The sequence below is a fragment of the Fusobacterium sp. genome, assembly GCF_032477075.1.
GTDB lineage: Bacteria > Fusobacteriota > Fusobacteriia > Fusobacteriales > Fusobacteriaceae > Fusobacterium_A.
Window position 1 is genome coordinate 43,995 of record NZ_JAWDXO010000012.1, and the last position, 26,266, is coordinate 70,260.

Annotated in this window: 18 protein-coding genes; 4 read left to right on the forward strand and 14 right to left on the reverse strand. The window is 30.1% G+C overall.

Translation table 11 applies throughout. From position 1 onward, the window contains the following. The first annotated feature begins 59 nt into the window (after nt 1-59). The 3 genes from E6771_RS06770 to E6771_RS06780 are packed head-to-tail and all read left to right on the forward strand — an operon-like array spanning nt 60 to nt 3,681. Entirely contained in the window at nt 60-1,268 is a 1,209-nt protein-coding gene (locus tag E6771_RS06770; protein WP_316090463.1) for a hypothetical protein, read from the forward strand. Between the two features lie 38 nt (nt 1,269-1,306). Further along, nucleotides 1,307-2,503 (forward strand): amidohydrolase, encoded by a 1,197-nt coding sequence (locus E6771_RS06775; RefSeq protein WP_316090464.1) that lies wholly within the window; start codon nt 1,307-1,309, stop codon nt 2,501-2,503. Next, on the forward strand, nt 2,503-3,681 hold the full coding sequence (locus tag E6771_RS06780) for an amidohydrolase (RefSeq protein WP_316090465.1): 1,179 nt from the start codon (nt 2,503-2,505) through the stop codon (nt 3,679-3,681). Before E6771_RS06775 ends, E6771_RS06780 begins: the two co-directional genes overlap by 1 nt. 46 nt (nt 3,682-3,727) lie before the next feature. Here the strand turns inward: E6771_RS06780 and E6771_RS06785 are convergent, their stop codons facing one another. After that, a complete protein-coding gene (locus tag E6771_RS06785) occupies nt 3,728-4,381 on the reverse strand; it encodes a flavodoxin family protein (RefSeq protein ID WP_316090466.1) in 654 nt (217 codons plus the stop codon). Nucleotides 4,382-4,516: 135 nt separating this feature from the next. Between E6771_RS06785 and E6771_RS06790 the strand changes: the two genes are divergently transcribed. Then, on the forward strand, nt 4,517-4,888 hold the full coding sequence (locus tag E6771_RS06790; RefSeq protein WP_316090467.1) for a helix-turn-helix domain-containing protein: 372 nt from the start codon (nt 4,517-4,519) through the stop codon (nt 4,886-4,888). Between the two features lie 203 nt (nt 4,889-5,091). On the opposite strand, the gene E6771_RS06795 is transcribed toward E6771_RS06790, so the two are convergent. From E6771_RS06795 to E6771_RS06855, 13 genes are all read right to left on the reverse strand, one after another. Next, the gene (locus tag E6771_RS06795) at nt 5,092-7,269 is read right to left on the reverse strand and encodes a helix-turn-helix transcriptional regulator (protein ID WP_316090468.1); all 2,178 of its coding nucleotides are present in this window, start codon (nt 7,267-7,269) and stop codon (nt 5,092-5,094) included. 217 nt (nt 7,270-7,486) lie between these two features. After that, a complete protein-coding gene (locus E6771_RS06800) occupies nt 7,487-8,677 on the reverse strand; it encodes a glycoside hydrolase family 88 protein (protein ID WP_316090469.1) in 1,191 nt (396 codons plus the stop codon). 30 nt (nt 8,678-8,707) lie between these two features. Then, nucleotides 8,708-11,083 carry a polysaccharide lyase 8 family protein gene (locus tag E6771_RS06805; protein WP_316090471.1) on the reverse strand — a complete coding sequence of 792 codons (2,376 nt, stop codon included), beginning with the start codon at nt 11,081-11,083 and terminating at the stop codon, nt 8,708-8,710. A gap of 13 nt (nt 11,084-11,096) precedes the next feature. Then, nucleotides 11,097-15,896: a hypothetical protein gene (locus E6771_RS06810; protein ID WP_316090472.1), complete on the reverse strand. Its 4,800-nt coding sequence runs from the start codon at nt 15,894-15,896 to the stop codon at nt 11,097-11,099. Between the two features lie 43 nt (nt 15,897-15,939). Then, on the reverse strand, nt 15,940-17,502 hold the full coding sequence (locus tag E6771_RS06815) for an extracellular solute-binding protein (protein WP_316090474.1): 1,563 nt from the start codon (nt 17,500-17,502) through the stop codon (nt 15,940-15,942). A 20-nt stretch (nt 17,503-17,522) separates the two neighbouring features. Continuing rightward, nucleotides 17,523-18,407: a carbohydrate ABC transporter permease gene (locus E6771_RS06820; protein WP_316090475.1), complete on the reverse strand. Its 885-nt coding sequence runs from the start codon at nt 18,405-18,407 to the stop codon at nt 17,523-17,525. 17 nt (nt 18,408-18,424) lie between these two features. Beyond that, nucleotides 18,425-19,333: an ABC transporter permease gene (locus tag E6771_RS06825; RefSeq protein WP_316090476.1), complete on the reverse strand. Its 909-nt coding sequence runs from the start codon at nt 19,331-19,333 to the stop codon at nt 18,425-18,427. Between the two features lie 11 nt (nt 19,334-19,344). Then, entirely contained in the window at nt 19,345-20,475 is a 1,131-nt protein-coding gene (locus tag E6771_RS06830; RefSeq protein ID WP_316090477.1) for a sn-glycerol-3-phosphate ABC transporter ATP-binding protein UgpC, read from the reverse strand. Between the two features lie 128 nt (nt 20,476-20,603). Beyond that, the gene (gene kduI / locus E6771_RS06835) at nt 20,604-21,440 is read right to left on the reverse strand and encodes a 5-dehydro-4-deoxy-D-glucuronate isomerase (protein WP_316090478.1); all 837 of its coding nucleotides are present in this window, start codon (nt 21,438-21,440) and stop codon (nt 20,604-20,606) included. A 32-nt stretch (nt 21,441-21,472) separates the two neighbouring features. Next, nucleotides 21,473-22,246: a 2-dehydro-3-deoxy-D-gluconate 5-dehydrogenase KduD gene (gene kduD / locus E6771_RS06840; protein WP_316090479.1), complete on the reverse strand. Its 774-nt coding sequence runs from the start codon at nt 22,244-22,246 to the stop codon at nt 21,473-21,475. A 263-nt stretch (nt 22,247-22,509) separates the two neighbouring features. Further along, on the reverse strand, nt 22,510-24,513 hold the full coding sequence (locus E6771_RS06845; protein WP_316090480.1) for a polysaccharide lyase family 8 super-sandwich domain-containing protein: 2,004 nt from the start codon (nt 24,511-24,513) through the stop codon (nt 22,510-22,512). Between the two features lie 269 nt (nt 24,514-24,782). Then, entirely contained in the window at nt 24,783-25,517 is a 735-nt protein-coding gene (locus E6771_RS06850; RefSeq protein ID WP_316090481.1) for a class I SAM-dependent methyltransferase, read from the reverse strand. A gap of 155 nt (nt 25,518-25,672) precedes the next feature. Beyond that, nucleotides 25,673-26,224 (reverse strand): ferritin family protein, encoded by a 552-nt coding sequence (locus E6771_RS06855; protein ID WP_316090482.1) that lies wholly within the window; start codon nt 26,222-26,224, stop codon nt 25,673-25,675. Nucleotides 26,225-26,266 lie beyond the last annotated feature (42 nt).

The window sequence follows — 26,266 nt, forward strand, 5'->3', positions numbered from 1 at the left end:
AAAGACAATTAGGAAACTTATCTAAATCTTTTTATTAAAGATTATAAGGGGGAATTTGTATGTTAATGAACAGTTTACAGGCTTTTATTGTACTAGGTATAGTATATTATGCTGGTGAATTTATTGGAACAAGGACTAAGGCATGGATACCTTCTGTTTTTGTCACTGCTTGTTTATTCTTACTTGGATATTGGACATTCTTTCCAAAGAATATAGTTGATATTGCTGGACTAGGAGCTCCACTTGGTGGATTACTTGCTATTATGCTTTGTATTACTCACATGGGTACTATTATTAGTATAGAACAACTAAAATCACAATGGAAGATTATCTGTGTAACACTTGCAGGATTATTGGGAATGGTAGTTTTCTGCTGGTTTATCTGTATCCCTTTAGTAGGCCGTGATTATGTTATAGCTGGGCTTCCATCTCTTACTGGAGGAATAGTTGCTGCTACAATGATGAATCAGGCTGCTGCAGCTAAAGGACTTCAAGTTGCTGCTGTTCTTGCTATTGCTATGTATGCTATTCAAGGATTTGTTGGTTATCCATTAACTGCCATTGTATTGAAAAAAGAAGGAAAAATACTTCTTGAAAGATATCACAAAGGAGAAAGAGGAGTTCTTGGAAATGATGGTGTTGATACTGACACAGGAAATATGGCTGTCAAAGAAGAAACTAAAAAAACACTTATTCCGCCTATGCCTGAAAAATATTCAACTACTGCATTTATATTACTAAAACTTATGCTTGTATCTTACTTATCTACAGTTATATCTGGTTGGACAGGTGGAAAACTTAATGCTGCAGTTATTACTCTTATTTTAGGTATAGTTTTTACTGAACTTGGATTCTTAGATAAAAACTCTCTTCAAAAATCTGGTTCTTATGGATTCTTAATGTATGTTCTTATGATATTTGTTTTTTCTGGTCTTAAAGATGCTACTCCTGAAATGCTTTTAGAGTGTATAGGACCAATGTTTGTAATCATAGTTGTTGGAGTTATAGGAATGGGAATATTTTCTATTCTTGTTGGAAAATTCCTGAAAGTAAGCTGGAGAATGGCACTTGCTACCTCACTTACAGCTCTTTATGGATTCCCACCTAACTATATACTTACTGAAGAAGCTGCAAAAGCTCTAGCTCAAACACCAGAAGAAAAGCAATTTCTTATGGATAATACTCTTCCTCAAATGATTGTTGGAGGATTTGTAACAGTAACTATAACTTCAGTTATTATAGCTGGAATATTTGTAAATCTGATCTAGATATTTTGTATCAATTTTAATAAAAAGGAGATTTTTTCATGGATATAAAAAAACTTGCTGAAAAATATGATGATTATATCATTGAACAAAGAAGATATTTTCATCAACGCCCTGAATTATCTTTTGAAGAAAAAGAAACTACTCAAGCCTTGAAAAATCAGCTTGAAGATATGGGAATAGAGGTAACTACTTTTGATGATTACTATGGACTTGTAGGTATAATCCATGGTGGAAAAAAATCAGGAAAAACTATAATGTTAAGAGCTGATATAGATGCTCTCCCTATAGAAGAACATGCTGATGTTCCTTTTGCTTCAAAAAATGGAAAAATGCATGCATGTGGACATGACTGTCATATGGCTATGCTCCTTGGAGCTGTGAAAATTTTAAATGAAGTTAAGGATGAACTTGATGGAGATGTAAAAATATTATTTCAATCAGCAGAAGAATCTTGTTATGGAGCTAAATATTATGTAGAAAAAGGTATTCTTGATGATGTAGATGCTGTATTTGGTATGCATATTTGGGGAACTCTTGATGCTCCTTATTTCAATTTAGAAGCAGGTGGAAGAATGGCTTCTTGTGATAACTTTAAAATAACTGTAAAAGGTACAAGTGCTCATGGTTCTGCTCCTCATCTTGGACATGATGCCATTGTTGCTGCTGCTTCAATGATAATGAATCTTCAAACTTTTGTAAGTCGTATGAATGATCCTTTGAATACTCTTGTTCTTTCAATTGGTACTTTTAAAGGTGGTCAAAGATTCAACATAATTCCTAATCATGTTGAAATGGAAGGAACTATACGTACTTACTCAAGAGAATTAAGAAAAAAAATGGAAGCAAATATAAAGACAATAATTGAAAATGTTGCTAATATTTTTGGCTGCAAAGTGGAATTAGAATATGATGCTTTCCCTAACCCTGTTATTAATGAGCACAAGGATTTAAACAGACTTGCTCATGATGCTGCTGTAAAACTATATGGTGAAGAATCTCTTACTACTATGCCTAAACTTACAGGTTCAGAGGACTTTGCTTATTTTATGGATAAAGTTCCTGGATTCTTTGGATTTTTAGGATGTGCAAATGAAGAAATAGGAGCTTGTTATTCTAATCATAATGACAAGTTTAAAGTGGATGAAACTGTACTGCACAGAGGTTCTGCTCTATATGCTCAATTTGCAGTTGACTTCCTAGCTGAAAAATCTAAAAATGAGGGAGGGAATAAATAATGCTGATCAAAGAACTTTCTGAAAAATATAATGATTATATAATAGATCGTAGAAGATATTACCATCAATATCCTGAACTTACCTTACAAGAAATTGAAACTACAAAATCTATAATCAAAGATTTAAAAGAAATAGGGATAGAAGATATAAAAACATTTAAAGATTTCTATGGATGTGTAGGAATATTAAAAGGAGGAAAGCCTGGTAAAACTGTTCTTCTACGGGCTGATATTGATGCTCTTCCTGTATTAGAAAAAACTGAACTTCCTTTTGCTTCAAAAATTGAAGGAAAGATGCATGCATGTGGACATGATAATCATATAGCTATGTTATTGGGAGCTGCTAAAATCCTATTTGATATGAAAGATGAAATTGCAGGAACTGTTAAGTTTTTATTTCAGCCAGCTGAAGAATTAGCTGTAGGAGCAAAGGCTGTTGTTGAGCAAGGTGTTATGGATGATGTTGATGCCTGCTATGGTATTCACATCTGGTCTATGGTAGATTCTCCAAAAATCAATATGGAAATTGGAGAAAGAATGGCTTCTTGTGACAACTTTAAAATAACTATCAAAGGATTTGGAGCTCATGGTTCTGCTCCTCACTTAGGACATGATGCCATTGTTGCTGCCAGTGCTGTTATAATGGGACTTCAGACTATTGTCAGTCGTATTAATAATCCATTGAATGCTGCTGTTATAACTATTGGAGTAGTTGATGCTGGACAAAGATTTAATATAATTGCAGATAAAGCCGTATTAGAAGGAACTGTACGTACTTTTAATAAAAAATTCAGAATGGAAATTGAAGGACTTATCAGACAGATATCTGAAGATATAGCTGCTGGATATCAATGTACTGCTGAAACTGAGTATTCATACCTAACTGGTGCTGTTATTAATGAAGATCAACATCTAGTTGATTTAGCTCAAAATGCAGTAAAAAAACTATATGGTGAAGAAGGCTTAGCTGAACTTGAAAAAATGACAGGTTCTGAAGATTTTGCTTACCTTATGGAAAAAGCTCCAGGAGTATATGGTTTTATTGGTGCAAGAAGTGCTGAAATTCCTGGTTCTGAAAAAAGCAATCATCATGAATGTTTCACAGTTGATGAAGCTGCATTACAGAGAGGAGCAGCTGTTGCTGCACAATTTGCTTTTGACTTTTTAACTGAAAAATAATAGATTGCTATTTGACAAGGGAGATGAAATTTCAACTCCCTTGTTTTTATATTTGCATTACCATAAGTTTTCCAGCTTCAAAAGCATTTTGACAATCTATAGGAAATTGTGTACGTTTGTGCTCTGCCTTTACTTTTTCTGAAAATATTTCTATTTTATATTTATTGTAATCACTAAACTGATAAGTATTAAATGCATAAATAATCTCTGGTTTTTTAAATACATTAGCTATTATTGATTCCATATTTGAAAGACGTACATCGTAGCCAAATTGTTTCATTAAATCTTCAGGAACATTCATAGTATAAATCATAGCTGTAGGCATTTTTTTGGGAGCTATTTTTTTGTAGCCCTCCTCATAAGTAGTAAATGGAAAAATTAACCTTTCAAAAAAGCTGCGTAATTGACCTGTTATATCTCCAAAATATATTGGCGAACCAAAGACAACTCCATCTGCTGTGGAAACTTTTTCTAACACTGGTTGTAACTCATCTCTTACAATACATTTTCCATAAGTATTTCCCTCTTTTCTTTTACATCCAAAACAGCTTATACAACCTTTATAATTCAAATCAAATAAATTAATCATTTCTGTTTCAATATCTGGAGAAACAGATTTTGCACCTTCTAAAAATTTATTACACATTGTTGCTGTATTTTCTTTTTTTCTTGGACTTCCATTAATTGCAATTATTTTCATAGTTCATTCTCCTTCAATAATTATTTTTGGTGGTTGACTTTATGTTTATATAAGTATATAATAACAAAAACAATTGTACAAGTACGCACAATTTTATTTCTTAGTATCTATTATATACCTAGGAGGATATAAAATATGAACGAACTCGAATATATGAATGAATTTAAAAAAAGTTATGATACAATATACAATAATAAATGCCCATTACTTTATGCATTAAAAATAATTGGGCAGAAATGGAAACTTCCTATTCTGTGGCATCTGTCTGAATCTGAAATGCTGCATTACAATGAATTAAAAAGATGTGTTGCAGGAATCACAAATACTATACTCACAAAATGTTTAAGAGAGCTAGAATCAGATGGACTTATTTCAAGATTTCAACATAATACCATTCCACCCTCTGTAGAATATCGACTGACTGAACATGGAAAGTCATTACTTCCTACATTGAATGAATTATATCATTGGGGAAAAGAACAGATTAAATTAAATGATAAAAAGTAATGTGCAAGCATATTTGGAGATTATTATTAAAATTCCTATAAAGAGTGATATAATTACATAAAAATAAATGACCAAATCTTAAGTATCCTAAAAAATTTTTATCTCACATCAATTTAAAAATATACTTAAATACAAAAACACGATTATCTAAGAATAGTTAATCGTGTTTTATAATTTTTCTCATAATTGCAAATTTCTTATTTTTATTCTCCTTCTTGTTCTCCAACTCCAAAATATTTTCCTGGAGAAACTCCTTCATACTTTCTGAATATTCTTATAAAAGTATTTGAACTATTATATCCTATAAGTTCTGCAAGTTCTTTTATTTTTAAATCCTTATTATATTCCATAAGTTCCTTTGCTTTTTCTATTCTGTAGATGCTCAGATAGTTTTTAAAATTATCCCCCATAACCTTTTTAAATAATACACTTGTATATTTAAATGAATGTCCTAAATGATCTGCAAGGTTTTCTAGTGATATATCTATCATATAGTTCTCATCTAAGTATTTTTCTATTTTTATTCTAGTGCTTTCTGTATCACTCAAATCTTTAACTTTTACAGCTTTACATATTTCAAAGATTTTTTCTTCAAATTTATTTTTTAATTCATCAGCATCTTTTATAGTGAGAAGTTCCTCTGCCTTAAAACTTTTTATTTCTATTGTTTCATCCATATCTTTAAGTTCTATAAACATTCTTCCTAATGTGTTGTATAAAAGGCCTCCAAATTCTTTTATATATTTTTTATCTATATTTCTACTGTATTTATCATCAAACATTTCTTCAAGCACTCTTCTTACACTAATTTCATTTGAACTTAAAGTTCTCATTATAAGCTTTGCCTCCAATTCAATTGGATAATAATATTTCTTCTGATTACTTTCATCAATATTATCTTTAAATATTATTCTTTCTTGTTTAAATACAAATTTATAATCTAGAATTTTTTTAGCTGCTCTATAAGCTCTTGGAAGTTCTTCCAGATTCTCATATGCATCTGTTACAGCCACTGTAAATTTAAGTGAAAAATTTCTGTCTATATGAACAGCCAAACATTTTAATATTTCATACAGCTCCTCTTTAGCAAAAATATTTTCCAATATAAAAGCTATACTCTTATAATCTATATCAACTATTTCACAAACTACATCTTCTGAAAAATATTTTAATATAAGCTCTTTAGAAAGATCAAACTTATTAAATATATTTTCTACAGAATCTATATCATATATTTCCATAATTATAACTCTGTATTTTTTTACTTTAAAAATTTCAGATTCTTCTATCAAATTGGAAATACCCTTTGTCTCTGTTATTCCAATCAGAAAATCTTTTATTTTTTTCTTTTTTTGATATACTTTTAAATCTGTTATTTTATAATTTAAATCTTCATTTATTGTACTTATTTCTTTTATTTTATTTTCAATATATTCCAGTTCTTTTTCATTATTATTTTTCATATATCCCATTTTTCTAGCAAGTTGTTTCATTGGTTTAATAACAAGATATATTCCCAGAAGAATCATAAAATAGATTATTCCAATAACCAAAACTACTTTAAATAATTCATAAAGAACTATATTAAAAATATTTATTCTAGGTTGAACATAAAATAAAATTTCATAAAAATATGGAATGTAAAATTGGTATATTTTCTTTTCTCTAAAAAAATTTTCAACATTCTTTTTTTCAATGATCATTTCTTGAATTTTTTTATATTTTTTTTCATTTTCTTTCTTGTTTCCAAGATTTAAAATATTTTTATGATTAGTTATATACCAGTTTTCTAACTCTCCATATATTTCAGCAAAAAAGTCATTTTCATTTAATGAAACAATCCAATAAATTACAGTTTTTTCTAAATCATCAGCTTCTCTAAAAAAAATATTTATTTTATTATTATTTTTCACAATATATCTTTCACATTTTTCTATATTTTCTGGAAATCCATGATCTCTATAATAATTTTTTCTGTCCAGTGTACCTTCCTGAGAAAATATGAGATCTTCATCTTCTGTTCCTACATTTATAGAATATCCTATTTTTCCATATATAGTATTTCTCTTTTTGAGTTCATCAAAAAGCTGTATTTTTCTATATTGTTTTTCTTCAAAAGTAAGATTTTCAAAAAAATAATTTTTAAAAATACTGCTTGTTTTAAAATCATAAAGTGCAATATTCATAAAATCTAATTTTTTATTTATGTTCTCATATCTTTGTTCTATTTTCATTTTTTCTTCATCAGTTATTTTTTCTATAACTTTATTGCTATTATATCCTGTAATTAAAAAAAGCAGTAAAAGTGTAATCAGGGTTATTATTTTGTTTGTTTTACTTTTCATTCTTTCTTTTATCTTTTCATTTATATTCCCTAACATTTTTCTTCTCCTATACAAAAGATATCTTTATACCACAATTATATCATTTAAAAAATAAATTTACACTTTTTTTAAATACAGAAAATCCTAGAGATTAAATCTCTAGGATATAAATTATATGATACCTAACATATTTCTGTTCTTTTTACAGCCAAAATAGCAGTTAATATTCATTTTTCAAACTTCCAATAGTTTTATTTATTTTTTTCTCTCAATATTACCAGTATTTTTTCCATTCTGGTTTCATAATTCTTACAAGAGCTTCCATATAGAAATAATCTCCCCATATACAACATTCTTCTACACCTATTCCATGAGGTTTACTATATACAGCTTCTTTTAAAAGTCCATTACAGCATTCCATATCTTTAGTTGTATATTTCTTTATCAATGAATCCATTATAGCTTTTACTGCATTTTCATAAATTTTTTTATCTGGATCTGAATCAGGAAGATATTTATTCATTTCAAGCATTCCACATACTGCTATTGCTGCTGCTGAGGTATCTTTTTCTTCATTTGATGATTCATCAAAGCTTAAGTCCCAATAACATACATTATCTTTTGGGAGATGATTCAAAAAATAATTTGTAACTCTTTTATATAATTTTATAAATTTCTCATCTTTTAAATAACTATATGCAAGAGGAAAACCATAAATTCCCCATGCCTGTCCTCTGCTCCATGCAGATGTATCAGAAGCCCCTTGAGCTGTTACTCCTTTTAGAGGTTTTCCTGTTTCATTATCAAAATAATAAGTGTGGTGTGTAGAACTGTCATCTCTCAGAACTACATTTGCTGCTGTGTTAATATGTTTTGCAGCTATTTCTCTATATTTTGGATCTCCTGTTGCCTCTGATGCCCAGAACAGCAATGGTACGTTTAGGTTGCAGTCTATTATCAATCTATAAGCATTAGGATCATCTAATTCTCCCCATGCTTGAATAAACTCGCCTTTTTCCTTAAATCTTCCCATAAGATGAGCTGCTGCTTTTACTCCAGCTTCTTTAGCTGAATTATTACCAGTAATCTTATAATGGGCAACAACAGAAGGTGTATATAGAAAGCCAAGATCATGATGATTTACTCCAACTTTATTATCTATTCTTTCTTCATAACTTTTAGTTTGAAATGCTGCTACTTTTTTATATCTTTCTTCATGAGTTATTTCATAAGCAAGCCATAATATTCCTGTCCAAAATCCGCTTGTCCAGTCATCCCATTCTCCGCCATTTAATATTCCTGGATATACATAGTTTGTACTTGCAGGTCTTGGAAATGTATTTATAAAAGTTTTAGTATTCTGATCTATTTTTGTTAGTGCTTCATGTAAAGCTCCATTTAGCATTTCCTTTGATAATTCAGTTTCATATGAAAATCTTTCTCTTGTTTCCTTTGTAAGTTCCATTTTTCCTCCATAAATATTTGAAATAAATAGTTATATATTTAATTTTTTCAATTTTATATGCTCTGTAGCTCCATTATTTCTCAAATTTATTTCTATTCTTGTTTTATTTCTATCTGATATTATTTTTATATCTTCAGTTGATGTCTCCTGAATTCCATATATCCCATCTAATTCAAATATAGAAGCAGATTTAGAAAGCTGTGTAGGATCACATACATATAAGTCAAGTATATTTCCATCTTCTTTCATTATTAGTGATGCTGTAGAATAAGATTTTATAGTTTCAAATTTTACTGGTATATCTCTCCAGAAATTCATATATACAACACCATTTGCGTTATTCTTTATTACATGCATATCTTTATCTGATTTTACTATATCAAATTTTGAAATATCATAATTCTCAACTTCTTTTTGAGTAAACATAGGAAAAATCATATATGTAAATTTTTGTTCTTTTGGATTTTTCCCATGAGCTATAAATATAGTTACATATTTTTTCTCTATCTCTTCCTCAAAAGTTCCTCCAATAGATTTCCAATTTCCTTTTCTATTTTCAAACTTGATAGTTATTTCAGGAGCATTTATTATTCTATATCCTATATTTTCATCAGTATAATTTCCTGTAAAATTTATAAAAATATCCTTAGCAGATTTTATAGTTGTAGTTTCATTAATCTCTTTTCCATTTACATAAATCTTTCCATTCTTAATTATTCTATTATCAACAGTTGTATGAATTTCTCCATCATGACCTGTTAAATTACTAGCTGTAATTAATACTGCTCCATCATCTGTTAAAAGGTATGACTTTTTCACCTTTAAAGATTTGTTCCAAGAAAGCATATCCATTCCAGCAAAAACTTCATTTTCATTTCCTGCTCCTCCTGTCCATGCTTTAGGAGTAGGGATTCCTCTCCTTTCTCCTGATCTGTCACCTCTTTTTGATAAACTATTTGTTACTCCTGGAAGATGATATTGATCAACAGTAGGCCAGAAATCTGTAAACACTTCTGAATCATCACCATAAATATATGTCATTCCTTCTCCAGTAAACCATCCTTTGATATTTTCACCATTCATAGTTTCAAAATTAGCTATTCTTGAAGAATGCATAGAAACAACTACTGCCCCACCTTTATCATTTTTACTTACAACTCTGTCCATTGAATGAAATATTTTATTTCCTGTTGTTTCACTCATTTTTATATTTTTATCATTTACTATTTTCTCAAGAATATTTTTTATTGTTTTGTTTGCTGATTTTTCTACTATGTCATATGAATTATTAGATTTTATAGTTGCTTTAATAAGAGATTGAATTCTTTCTTTATAAAAATCTGATGCCCCTTCTGAAAGCATAGCTAAAGAATTAATAGTTCCTCTTCCTCTTTCCAAATCACTTGATTTATCTCTGGAAATTGCTCTTCCACTTACTGAATCATTTATTCCACCATTTATAAACAAATATCCATATCCATCAATAATAGCCTCATAGATATTATCTATTCTTTCATCTGTTATTTCAAATGATGTATCCTTTACTAAATAAAGAATCGAGCCTAGACCATTAAATAATACAGCTGCATATGTTCCATTATATGCTACATTTTCATGCTGTATAAATGATCCATCTTTATAAAATCCATCTCCTTTAGTTACATATTCTCCTATGTCAGTTACAGCTGTCAAAGCATCAACAGTATGTTTTCTATCTTGCAGAAGTATTCCTCTCAAAAAAGATATTATAGCTGTATCTGTTCTATTCCCTCCAGTAGATTTTCTTTTATCAGGAGTTGAAGAATATGATGCTGTTGCTCCTGCCCCACTATATCTTGCATCAGGTTGAAAAAATTCTGTTGCTTTGAGATACTTTATTCTTTTATCTTCTGGTATATCATCATACATAAGAGCTAGAATATCATTTATTGCTTTAGGTATTCCTATTTCCCACTGCCACCAGTTTCCGAGTTCTGGAACTCCTTCATGGTAAGCATTATCATAAAGCCAGTCTAATCCCTCTATCAGCTGTTCCTTAATTTCTGGATTTTTATAAAACTTAGTTCCTTTAGAAGCATACCCTTTTGCTATATTTCTTATAGCATCATAAGATGCCATTATTTGAACTCCATTTTTCATATCTTCATTTCCTTCTAGAAGATATCCTTTATTTTTATCTTTATTCAACTTTTCATAAAATTTTTCTGCATTTCTTTCATTAGCAAGTATTACAGTTTTTATATCAGCTTTATTGATATCATCATCTGCACTTACTCCTGTTAGAAATTCTGCCCATTTTATTCTTATCTTTCTGTAATCTTCTGCCTCATCTTTAACTTCTTCATTAGAGAAAGCAGTTATTGTTAAAAAAATCATTAAAATAATAGCTATAATTCTTCTCATCATTTCTTCCCCCTAATTAAAAGTTATATGAAAATCCAACATTTGGTCTTATAGAATATGTTCTTGTTTCTTTTCCATAATCAGAACTGGCATGATTCTTATTTTTAACTTTCATTGTCAATATTTCTGTTCCTATAAATCCTGTCAATCCTGGAGTAATAGGTTGAAAATATTTTATTCCATATCTAGTTTCATAAGTCTCTGCTGCTTTTTTTCCATCCCCATCTGCTTTATACCATGCTCCATTACCTAAAGGAATTCTTGCATCTAATTGAAGTCTTCCTCCATTTCCAAAGAAATATGTCATACTTGGTCTCAACTGATTAGACTGATATCTTCTGTCTCCTTCTATAAGATCAAATACATATTGTCCATTACCAAGATTTTTTCTTGCTGGCTTTTTATATCCATGATCACGCCAGAATTCCTCTCTAAAATAGTTCACTGTAAGTCTCATTCTTGGCATAAACCCATTATATGTTATTCCATATTGATTTTCCATTTCAAAGTCCATTTCTCCTTTTCTGACTCCTCTGTAATCATAAGTTACAATACCTGTTGTTGATCCACCAAAAACAAATCCATTTCCTAAATTATATGTAAAATTAGGAGCAAATCTAAATTCATGTGTTCCTCTTTTTGATCTTGTAGCTATTACATATTGAGAAAGATTAGGCTTTGATGATGTTTCATTTCTATATCCAATAGTAAAACCATATCTTCCTTTTGAATATTGATCTGTCCATCTGGCTTCTCCATGCAATCTTGTATCATACTGTTTTCTTTCATTGACTCTTCTGTCTTTTCCTAATGAATTTCCTAAATAATATCCTTCAAAGTAGTAAGACCATTTTGTCTGCCTATCATTTAAACTTAAAGTAAATTTAGGTTTCAATTTTAATGAAGTAGCATAATCTCCACTTGAAAGTTTTCCAGCTTCATCATAATATGGTCTATTTGTATCATCTTCTGCTTCCATCATCAGACCCATCACTCCACTCCATCTATTTGAATGAAGTCTTGTATTTTCTATTCCACTTAATATTGGTCCCATGACAAATACATCAGACATTCTATCCATTTTATATTTAAATCCAGCTCCAACTTTATCTGCATCATATTCTTTTGATTTAGATTTTGTATAGTCTGCAAATATTGAAAGATTTTCTGTCATATCTAATTCTCCATATAAAGAATAAGACAATATATTTTCTCTAGTAGTTGTTTCTACACTATGAACTTTATTTAATGCTGAAAGTTTTAATCTCTTTCCATCTTTTATATTTCCAAGTTCTGTTTCATAACCTATATCTGCGCCTAATCTATATTTTCTATCTAATATATATCCATTATGCTGTAAAGATACTCCAATACTTGGAACTACTGAATCATACCATTGTTCATTTGCTGGAACATTTTTTACAGTAAGATTTTTATCATCTTTACTATCTCTTCTGTCAGGCTCTTCATTTATATTCCCCTGAATAACTTTTTCCCAATTTATCCCACCATACAGGACTGCTTTATTCCCATCTTTATCATACACAGTATAGAACAGTGTAGTTCCTGCTCCAAATCCAAATGATGGATAAGTAGAATCAAAAGTATAATCTAAATCTCCAAATTTTAAGTATCTTGTTACATTGTTATGAGAATAAACAAAATTCATATTAGACATAAGTACTAACTTATCAGAAAATTCATGATTATAATATCCTCCAATATATAAATTATCCATATCTGCCTTGCCATTTGTTCCACCATCAAATTTTACTTTTCCTTTTGATCCTCCATACACAAGTCCTATTCTTCCATTAGAAAGTATCTGTTTTTCTGTTATTCCTAAAATTCCATTTTCATCATATTTTACATCCATAAGTCCACTTAATTTATGATGATTATTTATATATGCTATATCCTGATCATATGAACTTACAGGTCTGTTTCTTGTTGTATCCCTTGACAATGTTCTATTTTTCATAACTCCTGTTAAAGTCCTTGAATTAATAACTGTCAAATCTGGGATATATCCATGTATTCCTCCTGATAACTGTGTAAGAGCCCCAGTGAATTCTCCTGCGTTTAAAGTACTTAATAGGGCTACACCTTTCTGAAAATCTCCACTTGCTGTATATTGTTCATTATCCAGTACATCTGCAAAGTTTCTTAATTGAGATTTTGTCATAACTTTACTATAGTCATTTTTAGTTACTTGAAGATTTCCATCACTGTCAATTTTATATTCCCATACTGCTGTATCTCCAAAGTTTGCATTGTTAACATCAAGAGTTATTCCACCAAGCATATCTTTTAAATTAAATTCTTTCTGCCCATTTGTTGAAGTAAAAGCAAGTTTCATATCTCCTGCTAATACTAAATTATCAGCACTTACCAAAGGTATACCTGCTGCTTGATTTGCTAAATCAATTACAACACTGGAATTATCTATAGAAAGAGCTCCAGATGAAGTTATATTTGATGAGCTTAAATAACTTTCTGTTCCTGAATTATACCCTAGAGATATTACTGAATCACTAATATTTGAATTATTTCCTCTAATTACAGAAATATTTTCATAACCGCTTATATTTAATCCTGAATATGAGGCATTATCTAAAACAAGAACATCTATTCCTGTGCTTCCAACTATTTTTCCAATTATAGATGACCCAGAAGTAATATTTCTAGATGTATTCTCACTTTTAAGAATAAGAGTATTATTTGTATCTTTTGAAGATTCAATAGCTATTCCATCTTCTCCAGCATCAATAGTTCCAGTATTTATAAAAGTACTTCCTCCTAGAACAACACCTTTTCCACTATTTACTTTAATAGTTCCTTTATTTTCTGCTGTTCCTTTTGCATTAAGCAAAAGTCCAACTGATTTTTCTCCATTTACATTAATTTTTCCATCTGAATTATTAATAAAATTATTATTATCTCCCTGATAAAAAAATACTCCACTAGCTCCATCACTTACTTCTATAGTCCCGCTATTCTCTGCTGTTCCTCCATTTGAACCAAAAAATATTCCCTTTGAATTTGCTCCTGATGTAGTTATTGTTCCTGTTGAATTATTAGTAAATTTTCCTGATACCCCATGTACATATATTCCAGAAGCTCCTTCTGTTGCCTGAATATATCCATTATTTATTGCTTCTCCAGCATTTACCTGTATTCCTTTTGAGTTTGTTCCTATTACAAATATTCCTTTTTCTTCTGATGAACTATTTGTAAATTTAGCATTTGCATTATTTACCTGTACACCTATTGCTCCTGCTTCTTCTGCAGCTGTTCCGCCAACTATTATTGTTCCTTCATTTTCTGCTGTTCCTTCTAAATTTAGATATATTCCTTTTGATTCTGTTCCTAGTACTTGAATTTTATCTTTATTGGTAAATTTTCCTGCCTTAACAAATGTTCCTGTTTCTCCAAAGTATACTCCTATCCCTTTTTCTGTTACTGATATAGTTCCATTATTTTCTGCTGTTCCTCCACCTGAACCAAAAAATATCCCCTTTGAATTTGCTCCTGATGCAGTTATTACTCCTGTTGAATTATTAGTAAAACTTCCTTTTTTCCCCTCTCCTTCATTTACATATACTCCAGAAGCTCCTTCTGTTACCTCAATATATCCATCATTTATTGCTTCTCCAGCATTTACCTGTATTCCTTTTGAGTTTGTTCCTATTGCTTCTATTGTTCCTACTGAATTATTAATAAAGCTCCCTAATTCTCCATTTACATATACTCCTAAAGCTCCTTCTGTTGCTTGAATATTACCTTCATTTGTTGCTTTTCCAATATTTAACTGTATTCCTTGTGAGTTTGTTCCTGTTGCTTCTATTGTTCCTTTACTTTCATTTGTAAAATTAGCATCTGCATTATTTACCTGTACTCCTATTGCTCCTGCTTCTCCTGTAGCTGTTCCTCCTACAGCTATTTTTCCTTTATTTTTTGCTTTTCCAGACTTATTTAGAAATATTCCTCTTGATGATGTTTTTGTTGTAGTTCCCTCCTTTTCTGTCATTTCTTTTACAATTATAGAAGCTCCCTCATTATTTATAAAATTAGAACTTGCAATATCAAAATAAGCTCCAATTCCACCAGATAAAACTTCAATAGTGTTTGAATTTTCTATTTGTCCTGTTCCCTTTATAGTTATCCCTCTTACATCTAATCCATCAGCTTTTATAGTCCCCTGATTATTAAAAGTTACTGCTCCATTAGTTTGAATTGCAGTTATAACTGAAGGGGTTGCTTTTCTTTCTGACTTTGCCTCAATTGTTCCTAAGTTATTGAAACTTCCTTTAGTTAAGCTTATTCCTGTTCCACCTGTTACTTCTATTTTTCCACCTGTTTCATTTTTAAAAACTGCAGCATCAGCATTATTATTAGTCATATCTATTCCTATTCCTGCAGTCACTTTTATTTCTCCACTATTTTCTATTTTTCCTACAGTAATATAAAATCCTTTTCCGCCATTTACTATTATTTTTCCATTTGTAGCATTTATAAATTCGGCAGTTGTTTTTGTTCCACCTTCTCCATCTTCTATTACTTTTCCAGCAAGTTGGAATATTGCTGTTCCTCCTTGAAGCTCACCTATAACTGTACCTTCATTTGTCACAGTTCCATTTGTTATATGAAGCCATTTTCCAGTATTTACTGTTTGTTCTATCTTATTTATATAATCATTACCATTATTAATTGTTGTTGTTGAACCTTCATATTTTTCTAATTCTGTTGCTCCATATATTGCTATATTAGATATAACTATTAATGCTACTATCAGTAGTTTTTTCCTCTTCCCCATTCTTTTTTACCTCCACACATGGTATATATTTTTATAAGTATTTCTATTTCATAAATCTATCATATGCTGTCTTTTGTATCTCTTTTGATCTTTGCAACCCTATTGTATCCAGCCTTTTTATATATCCAGCCCAGTCTTTTTCCACATCAGATACTCCTAACAGCCAGATTTGAGCCATCTCTTCTGATACAGAACGAAGCTGTGATTCTATTTTTAATAATTCTTTCATTTCAGCCTTTGTATATTTTAAAATAGGCATTGGTTCTTCAATAACTCCACTATTCATATATTTTTCCATAGCTTCTACTGTCACATCATCTGCCCATTGTTTTTCATTTTCAGCATCCTGAAACATTCCCAGTCTGTACTGTGCTCCAGTTTCTCTTATTACTGCCAGAGCATTTTTTCCTTCTGGATTTTTTAAAACTTTATCTGTAAAATGAGGTTCTCCATCTATCATAGTGTATGTATCTCTCTCTACACCAAAATTCCATAATCTTCTTCCTTCTTCACTATACCAGAAATCAAAATACTTAATGATTGTTTCAGGGTCTTTAGCCACTAAAGTTATTCCCCAACCTCCCATATATGTAGGTCTAGCATGGGAAGTTTTCCCATTTTCTTTATATTTTGGGGGTAATATTACTGAAAAATCAAAATTTGGTATTATATCTTTAAGTTTTTCATTATATGATCCTGTACTTGAAAACCAGTCATTTGTAAATCCACCAAGATTATTACTAAGCATATAGTCTCTTGAAGATAATCCCCTTGTAAATATTTCCTGATCTATCAATCCTTCTTTATACCATTTTGCAAGTTCTATCATGGCCTCTTTATATTCAGGTTCAGAAGGTCCAAAAACAGGTTCTCCATTTTTTTCATACCAAGTAAACTGTACTTTAAATATATCTGTCAATGTTGCCATAATTTTTCTATTTACATTAGCTCTAAGGAATAAGGGAACTTCATCTTTTTTTCCATTTTCATTTGGGTCCTGTTCCTTAAAAGCTTTTAATACTTTGTACAACTCTTCTGTTGTTTCTGGTTCTTTTAGTCCTAATTTTTCCAGCCAGTCTTTTCTTATATAGTATCCTTGAGAACAGCTCAAATTAAAATAGTCATTATAGTTTGGAATCATATAGATATGCCCATCTGCTGCTATTGCATCTTTTTTATATCTAGGATTTTCTTCCCAGAATTTTTTTATATTTGGAGCGTATTTATCTATCAAATTCTCCAAAGGTATCACTCCTCCATCTATCCCTAATTTTTCCAGATCATCAGTCAGCTCATAAGCAATAATATCAGGAAGTATACCTGATGAAAGCATTAGATTAAATGCCTGCACTTCTTCACTTTGATTTTTAGAAGCTGTCCCTACCAATCTTACATTAGTCATATCAAAGGCTTTCTTGTATACAGGAAGTTCGCCATCAAAAGCCTTTCCCAGAAATATTCCAAATATAGTAAATTCCTTTGGTTGCTCAGTTATAACTGATCCTTCAAGTTTTCTTATGGGACCTTCTACTTTTTTCTCTTTTGTTCCACACCCAATAAAAAAAACTGCTATTAATATTCCATAAATAATATTTTTTAATTTCATAATTTCCCCCTGCTTTCAAATTATCCTTTTACAGCTCCAAGTGTTACACCTTTTTTAAAGAATTTCTGTATAAATGGATATACTATCAAAATAGGTATAAGTGACATAGCTATTACAGCATAAATAATTGTCTGAGGAGATGTTGTACTGCTCATTGTTATAAGCTGACTTGCTTCTCCTGCCATATCCTTTTCTATTATCAGTTTTTTCAAAAATACCTGTAATGGTGCTTTGCTGTCATCTATAAGCAATACCATTGTCCAGAAATATCCATTCCATCTTGATACTGCATAAAACAGAGATACTGTTGTCAATGCAGATGTAGACAGAGGAAGATATATTTTTGTCATTATCTGAAATTGAGAAGCTCCATCTATTCTTGCTGATTCTTCCAGAGATTTTGGAACTGCTTCAAAGAATGACTTCAAAATTATAACATTAAAGGTATTAACTGCAAATCCTAAAATTACTCCTGTATAGCTATTTATAAGTCTTAAATCTCTGAAATTAAGATATTTCGGAATTATTCCAGGATCAAACCACATAGTCATTATTACTAAAAGTGTAATGGTTTTTCTATATTTCAATTCAGGTTTAGACAAGACATATGCCCCTGTTATTGTGAATATCATACTTACAGCAGTTCCTACAACTGTTATAAATATTGAATTCCCATATGCACGCCACATTCCTGTTAAAGCCATTGCACTTTTAAATGACTCCATTGTAAATCCCTTAGGAAAAAGTGTTACTGCCCCTGACTCTACTAAATAAGGTTTACTAACTGCTGCTGAAAAAACATATATGATTGGATAGATAAATATCGCAGCAAATACAGCAAGAAGTGCATAATTTGCTATATTAAATACTTTTTCATCCATTTCCATTTTGATTCTGTTTTTCATTTTGCTCCTCCTCAAAATTACCAAAGACTTGACTGAGTAACTTTTTTACTCCATTTATTTGCGCTATATACAAGAATAAATCCTACCAGAGCGTTAAATAATCCAACTGCTGTTGCAAGTCCAAAATCCTGCATAAGCATTCCCGTTCTGTATACATATGTACTTATTACATCTGCTGTGGAGTATGTAGCTGGCTGGTATAAAAGAAGAACTGTTTCAAATGCTACATTGAGCATACTTCCAACTTTTAGTACCAGCATAACTACAATAGTAGGAATAATGGCAGGTATTGTTATATGCCTTAATTGCTTAAATTTATTTGCCCCATCTATTTTAGCTGCTTCATATAGCTGTTCATCCACTGATGTAAGAGCTGCCAGATATATGACAGCATTGAATCCTGTTGTTTTCCAGATATTTAATCCTGTAAATATTCCTCTGAAAAATTCTGGCTTTGATAAGAAATATACTTTTTCAAATCCTAATTTTTCCATTATTACATTTACAACTCCTGTACTTGGTGACAATACATTTATTGTAATACCAGTGGCTACCACTATTGCTATGAAGTAGGGAATAAATGAAGCTGTCTGTACAATAGATTTAAAATATTTATTTTTTACTTCATTGAGCATCAAGGCTATAAGTATAGCAAAAGGAAATTCCAGACATAAACTATATAAATTTAACATCAATGTATTTTTTAAAGTTGCATAGAAATATGGACTTGTAAGAAATTCCTTAAAGTTTCTAAACCCCACCCATTCACTTCCAGATATTCCTCTGAAAAGATTATAGTCTTTAAATGCTATTAATAACCCATACATTGGTTTAAACATAAATACTGCATACCAGATAATAAATGGAAGCAATATCAAATAAAGCATTTTTTGATCTCTGTCAAAACCATTTATCTTAATCTTCATATTCCTTCCTCCTATAGTGTGATATTTTCTTCTGTCTCTGCATCAAATATATGAATTTTATCTACATCAAAATAAAATCTTCCCTTTTCTCCATACTTTGTTCCTTCACTTTTTCTTGCTTCTATTCTTGAAGTAAACTCATATCCATCTATATCAAAATATATAAATTCTTCATTTCCCATGTATTCAACAATACTCACTTTTCCTTCTAAGAAATTTTTCTCATATCCTTCTGGATGAGTTATTGTATTTCCAATATTTTCAGGTCTTATTCCCAGATAAACTTTTTTTCCCATATAACCCTTTACTTTTTCTCCCATTTCTTCAGGAAGAACTACATATTTACTTGAACCAAATATAAATATTACATTCTCTCCATTAGTTTCAATAGCTCCTTCAATAAAGTTCATAGCTGGGCTTCCTATAAATCCTGCTACAAATTTATTTTTTGGGTGATTATATAGATTTAAAGGTGTATCTACCTGCATTATTTTTCCATAATTCAAAACACATATTCTATCTCCCATAGTCATAGCTTCCACTTGATCATGTGTTACATATATCATTGTAGCTGTCTGCCCTTCTGCTTTTAATTGCTTATGGAGCTGTGTTATTTTTACTCTCATTGCTACTCTCAATTTAGCATCAAGATTAGATAATGGTTCATCAAAAAGAAATACATCTGGTTTTCTTACTATTGCCCTTCCCACAGCAACTCTTTGTCTTTGACCTCCTGACATTTCTTTTGGTTTTCTATCCAATAAAGATGTTATTTCAAGTTTTTCAGCTGCTTCTCTTACTCTTTTATCTATCTCTCCAACTGAGGTCCTTGCCATTTTTAGTCCAAAAGCCATATTATCATATACTGTCATATGAGGATAAAGTGCATAGTTCTGAAATACCATTGCTATTCCTCTATCTTTTGGTGGAAGATTATTTACCATTTTATCTCCTATCCAGATTTCTCCTCCTGTTATCTCTTCCAGTCCAGCAACCATTCTGAGAGTTGTCGATTTGGCACATCCAGATGGACCTACAAACACCATAAATTCTCCATCTTTTATTTCCAAATCTATTCCATGCACAGCTTTAAATCCATTAGGATATAACTTTTCCACTTTTTTCAATATAACTTCTGCCATTTTCCTTCCCTCCATAATTTTATATTAGAATATTTTTCTAAACCCCTATTTTTAAAAAACTATTTTAATATAAATCTATTTGAAGAGAATGACTTATTTTCCAATCATTCTCTCAAATATTTATTTAATTATCTAATATCTTTCATTGCTATATGATCCATATCTGTAAATGTCTGGTTTTCTCCTACCATTCCCCAAATAAATGTATAATTGCTTGTTCCCACTCCTGAATGAATTGACCATGATGGAGAAATAGCTCCCTGTTCATTTCCTATTACTATATGTCTAGTTTCTGTTGGTTCTCCCATTAAATGAAAAACTCTTGTTTCAGGCTGCATATTGAAATAGAAATAAACTTCCATTCTTCTCTCGTGAGTATGACAAGGCATTGTATTCCACATATTATTTGGCTCTAATACTGTCATTCCCATTAAAAGCTGACAAGATTTACATACAGCTGGATGAACATACTGGAATATAGTTCTTTCATTTGAATTTGATAAGCTACCTAATTTTACTGGATTAGCCTTTTCTATATCTATTTTTACAATAGGATAAGTCATATGTGCTGGGGCTGAATTTACATAAAATTTAGCTGGTTCATTTTCATTATCAGAAATGAAAACTAATTCCTTAGAACCCATACCAACATATAATCCATCTTTTGGATTCATTTTATATTCAACTCCATCTATAATTATCTTACCTGCTCCTCCAATGTTTATTACTCCAAGTTCTCTTCTTTCTAAGAAAAATTCAGATCCTAATTCTTTACTTCCTTCTAGTCTCACCTCTTTCTTAACAGGCATAATTCCTCCTGCTATTATTCTATCTACATGAGAATATGTTAAAGCTGGCTCATCTGCTGTAAATATTGTTTCTATAAAATAATGTTTTCTTAACTCTTCTGTTGTATAATGCTTTGAATCCTCAGGGTGATTTGCATATCTTACATCTAATTTCATTAATATTTCCTCCTCAAATTTTTAATTCAATACTATCTTACTAACCATCCACCATCTACAGCTAAAATATGTCCATTTATATAATCAGATGCTTTACTTGCAAGGAATACTACTGCTCCCATTAAATCAAATGGATCAGCCCATTTTCCAGCAGGTATTCTTCCTAATATCTCTGCATTTCTTTTTTCATCAGCTCTTATAGGTTCTGTATTCGCTGTTTTTATATATCCTGGTGCTATTGCATTTGTCTGAATATTATGTACAGCCAATTCATTAGCAAAAGCTTTAGTTATTCCTGCCACTCCATGTTTACTTGCTGTGTATGGAGGAACAAATTTCCCTCCTTGAAATGAAAGCATAGAAGCTATATTTATTATTTTTCCTCCTCCATTTTTTACCATTACTTCAGCTGCCGCTTTACTTAAAAAATATACAGAATTAAGATTTATATTCATTACTGCATCCCAATCTTCATCTTTATATTCCAGTAGTGGGGCTCTTCTTATTGTCCCTGCATTATTTACTAAAATATCTATTTTCCCATATACTTTTATACACTCTTCTACTACATTTTTAATTTGAGCTCTATCTGTAAGATCAGCTTGGAAAAACTCTATTTTTACTCCCTCTTTTTCAGCCATTTCTCTTGTTGAATCCCAATCTCTGTCATATGTTACTACAAATAGATCTGCTCCAGCTTTTGCCAAAGCTACTACATATCCTTGACCCAAACCTGTATTTCCACCTGTTACTATTGCTGTTTTTCCTTTTAATGAAAAAAAGTTCATTGAAAATTCATCTAACATTTTGCCTCCTTAAAGATTTTATTTTTATATTTTTTATTATTTTTTGTTCTTTAACAAAACTTATTTTTTTATTTTTATACACTTATTATTGTATGTCAATTATTACATAATCTATTATCTCTGTAAATCTTCAATTTTAAATCTACAATTTTCTATCTCTTTATTTTTTGAAATTTTCATCATTATTTTTTAATATTTCCTATATAAAAATACTATATTTAAAATATAAATTTAAATTTTAACTCGATTTTATTTTTTATTCGCTATATATACATTTTTCTATTTTTCATATCCTCTTTTCTTTCTATAGTACAAAAAGATTCTTTGTTACTCTCACATTTCCAATTAACATAATATTTATACTCTTTTGTTTCTATTAGATGAATATTCTCTGATAATGTTATCTGAAGATTACCTCTAAGTATATTTTCTTTTTCTTTAGAAAGATCATAGAACAATCCCCATACTAATCCAGTATCAATAGGATTTTCTCCATATTCCAACCATACTTTTACAAATATACAGTTCTTCTTTTTTTCTATTTCTATATTTAATTCTCTCTCTTCTGGAAATATATACTTCCATTTCTCTATCTCTATTTTCTTTACCTTCAGTTTTGATTTTATTTCCTTATATAATATTTCATTAATTTTAATCTCTGGAAATTCATCAAATTTTCTATTGATAATAGTAGAGTATATCTTCCCTTTTCCTTCTATGCTATTTTCTAAAAAAATAATTCCATATTCAGTAAAAAACCATGATTTCTTACTTTTTAATTTTTCATTCCAATTAATATAATCCATTGCTGCTACACCATACTTTTCCAATACCACTCCGCCAGATAATCTATTTTGTACAAAGGAGGTTTCTGAGTTTCTCTGAGCATCTATTCCTTCCATATTCATTTCTATTTCTGTAGTTCCCTGTATATAGTAATAATCTACATTACTCCAAAAATTTATATACTCATTCTGATTTTCATCATATAGATAATATGCTCCATCTCCTGTATACCAACCTTTAGTATTTTCTCCATTCATACACTCATAATTTCCCACTTGGAAAGAATGAAGGGCTATTCCTACTGCAAAATTTTTCCCTCTTTTCATTATTCTTCCCATTCTATTACAAATTTTAAGTCCTTCATTGTATGAAACTCTATTATTAAAGTCTTTTAAAATATTATTCAATTTATGATAGATAAATGGAGAGGTTTCTTCAGATAAATATCTTTCTTTTCCATATTTTATTATTTCTCTTTTTACTATATTTTCTATCTCTCTTTTTTTATTTTCTGAAAAAATACTTGAAACAAGTAAAATATCATTTAATAGTCTATGACCTACTATATTATCACTATTGTTCATTCGTGTTATTCCTCTTCCAGAAAGCATATCTGGAAATCTTCCATGAAAGAAGAAAGGTTCAAATGAATTCAAAATTATTTCATACAATATTTCTATTCCTTCTACCTTTTTCTCATATTCTGTTCCTTCTATGATAAAAAATATCTCTCCCACTCCGCATAGCAGTACTTCTCCATAACCTCCTGTATATGCGATAGACCCATGCTGTATAAAAGAACCATCTCTATAAAAACCATCTTTATCTTCTAAATCATTTTTATCTTTATATTTCCATACTTCTGACAGGGAGCAGAGAGCTAATTTTATTTCCTGGCTGTCACTTGAGAGTATTCCTCTCAATAAAGATATTTTTACTGTATCTGTTCTATTCCCCCCAGTAGAAACTCTGAAAGGACTTCTGCTTGGATGTATTGCAACAGGATTGTTTCCAGAATATCTAGGATCAGGTTGAAAATATCTGCTTGTTTCAAGATTTTCTTCTATGATTTTATAACCTAAATCATCATATAAAAGTACAAAAATATCATTCAATATGAGGGGAATCCCTATTTCCCATTGCCACCAGTTTGTATGTTCTATAGATTTTTTATTGTAAAAATATTTTGAAAAATCCTTTAAGCTCTTCTCTATCATTTTTAATAATTTCTGGTTTTTATAATATTTACTTCTTTCTATTTTGTAAAGTTTCGCTAACAGAAGCAAATTTTTATATAATTCTTTTATTTTTACAATATCTTTCATTGAATTTCTATATTCTTCTTCACATTTAAATGCAGAAAATTCTTTTATTATTCTTTCAGCTTCATTCTCAAAATATTCTATTATTTCTTTAGGATTATCTTCATATCCTATGAGATATTCTATTCTCTTTCTCATTAATTTTTTCTGAATATCCATGTTTTCCTCCAGATTATCAATATATTTTATTATTAGCACTATTTATTTCTGAAAACAATCTCCATTATTTCATATATTTTTTTTTCTTAAAACACTTGAAAAAATAAGAGTTCCTGTATCCCAAAAATTACTTAGATAGAAAATTGAATATTAATTTCAAAAAATAAAAAAGAGAACTATTTAGAAAATAGATTAATCTTTAAAATTTTAAACTAATAAAATTCTAAAATATTTCCTATTCTAAATTAGCTCTCTTTATCCTAATATATTTATTTTTTCTTTGCTGATACTAAAAGCATCATTGGACGACGAAGTTCATCTTTCATTTCTGGAATTATTTTCAGCATTTCTTCTGATGGTTGTGCTTCTACAATTCCTGTTATTTCAAATCCTGTTTTCAAAAGAGTATTAAGATAAGTTGTCAGTGTTTTATGATATTTTACTACTTTTTCTCCTAAAAAAATTGATTCTCTCTTTCCTTCTAAATAGTAGCTGTCCACAGGCCAATGGAGTATATTTCCATTTTCATCATAATACCACTCTTCTTTTCCTTGAGCAGTAAAAACTGGATGCTCAACAGAAAAAATAAATTCTCCTCCTTCTACCAAACACTTATTTACTTTTCTACAAATATTTTCAAAAGATTCTATGTAATGAAAAGCTAAAGAACTTATTACTACATCAAAAGTATTTTCTTCAAAATTGATATCCTCTATTGGCATTTGAATATACTCAATATTAGAGAATTTAGTTTTCTTTCTTGCCTCTTCCAACATTTTTGAAGATATATCTATTCCAATAGCTGAAACTGCTCCCTGTTCCACAGCATATATACAATGCCAGCCAAATCCACATCCTAAATCAAGAATTTTTTTTCCTTTAAAATCAGGAAGCATCTTTTTTAATTCATACCATTCTCCTGCTCCAGCTAATCCTTTTTTTGATCTATCCATTTGACTGTATTTATCAAAAAATATTTTATCATCATATTTATTTTCTTTCATTTTTCCTCCATTGATAAATTTTCTTACATTATACTTTACCTATTCATTAGATACAAGATAAAAAACTTTTCTGTCATATTATTTATACATTTTTAAAATATAAAAAGAGGATGACTTATCATCATCCTCAAAGTTCAACCTACTAAAGTTAAAAATTATTTACCAAAATATCTATTTAATAATCCAACAAATGCTCTTCCATGTCTAGCTTCATCTTTAGCCATTTCATGAACTGTATCGTGAATAGCATCAAACCCTAGCATTTTAGCTCTCTTAGCTAAGTCAAATTTTCCTGATGTAGCTCCATATTCAGCTTCAACTCTTTTTGTTAAGTTTTCTTCTGATGATGCACTTACACATTCTCCTAATAATTCTGCAAATTTAGCAGCATGTTCAGCTTCTTCAAAAGCAATTCTTTTATAAGCTTCAGCAATTTCTGGATATCCTTCTCTATCAGCAGCTCTAGACATTGCTAGATACATTCCAACTTCTGTACATTCTCCTTCAAAGTTAGCTCTTAGCCCCATTATAATTTCTTCATCTCCGCAAGCTAATCCTTCTCCAATTACATGTTCAGTAGCCCAAACTTTTTCAGTTCCTTCTACTACTTCTTCCCATCTGTCTCTTCCTGCCTTACATACTGGACATTTGTCAATACTCTCATCAGTTATAATTTCTCCACATACCTTACATCTGTACTTTGCCATTTTACATTTCCTCCCTTGATATTACTTCTCATTTCCTTTTTG

Coding starts and splice junctions, on each gene's coding strand:
- E6771_RS06775 (WP_316090464.1), top strand. CDS start 1,307: ATGGATATAAAAAAACTTGCTGAAAAATATGATGATTATATCATTGAA.
- E6771_RS06790 (WP_316090467.1), top strand. CDS start 4,517: ATGAACGAACTCGAATATATGAATGAATTTAAAAAAAGTTATGATACA.
- E6771_RS06795 (WP_316090468.1), bottom strand. CDS start 7,269: ATGTTAGGGAATATAAATGAAAAGATAAAAGAAAGAATGAAAAGTAAA.
- E6771_RS06805 (WP_316090471.1), bottom strand. CDS start 11,083: ATGATGAGAAGAATTATAGCTATTATTTTAATGATTTTTTTAACAATA.
- kduI (WP_316090478.1), bottom strand. CDS start 21,440: ATGAAATTAGATGTAAGATATGCAAATCACCCTGAGGATTCAAAGCAT.
- E6771_RS06820 (WP_316090475.1), bottom strand. CDS start 18,407: ATGAAAAACAGAATCAAAATGGAAATGGATGAAAAAGTATTTAATATA.
- E6771_RS06810 (WP_316090472.1), bottom strand. CDS start 15,896: ATGGGGAAGAGGAAAAAACTACTGATAGTAGCATTAATAGTTATATCT.
- E6771_RS06800 (WP_316090469.1), bottom strand. CDS start 8,677: ATGGAACTTACAAAGGAAACAAGAGAAAGATTTTCATATGAAACTGAA.
- kduD (WP_316090479.1), bottom strand. CDS start 22,246: ATGTTAGATGAATTTTCAATGAACTTTTTTTCATTAAAAGGAAAAACA.
- E6771_RS06855 (WP_316090482.1), bottom strand. CDS start 26,224: ATGGCAAAGTACAGATGTAAGGTATGTGGAGAAATTATAACTGATGAG.
- E6771_RS06780 (WP_316090465.1), top strand. CDS start 2,503: ATGCTGATCAAAGAACTTTCTGAAAAATATAATGATTATATAATAGAT.
- E6771_RS06845 (WP_316090480.1), bottom strand. CDS start 24,513: ATGGATATTCAGAAAAAATTAATGAGAAAGAGAATAGAATATCTCATA.
- E6771_RS06770 (WP_316090463.1), top strand. CDS start 60: ATGTTAATGAACAGTTTACAGGCTTTTATTGTACTAGGTATAGTATAT.
- E6771_RS06785 (WP_316090466.1), bottom strand. CDS start 4,381: ATGAAAATAATTGCAATTAATGGAAGTCCAAGAAAAAAAGAAAATACA.
- E6771_RS06850 (WP_316090481.1), bottom strand. CDS start 25,517: ATGAAAGAAAATAAATATGATGATAAAATATTTTTTGATAAATACAGT.
- E6771_RS06830 (WP_316090477.1), bottom strand. CDS start 20,475: ATGGCAGAAGTTATATTGAAAAAAGTGGAAAAGTTATATCCTAATGGA.
- E6771_RS06825 (WP_316090476.1), bottom strand. CDS start 19,333: ATGAAGATTAAGATAAATGGTTTTGACAGAGATCAAAAAATGCTTTAT.
- E6771_RS06815 (WP_316090474.1), bottom strand. CDS start 17,502: ATGAAATTAAAAAATATTATTTATGGAATATTAATAGCAGTTTTTTTT.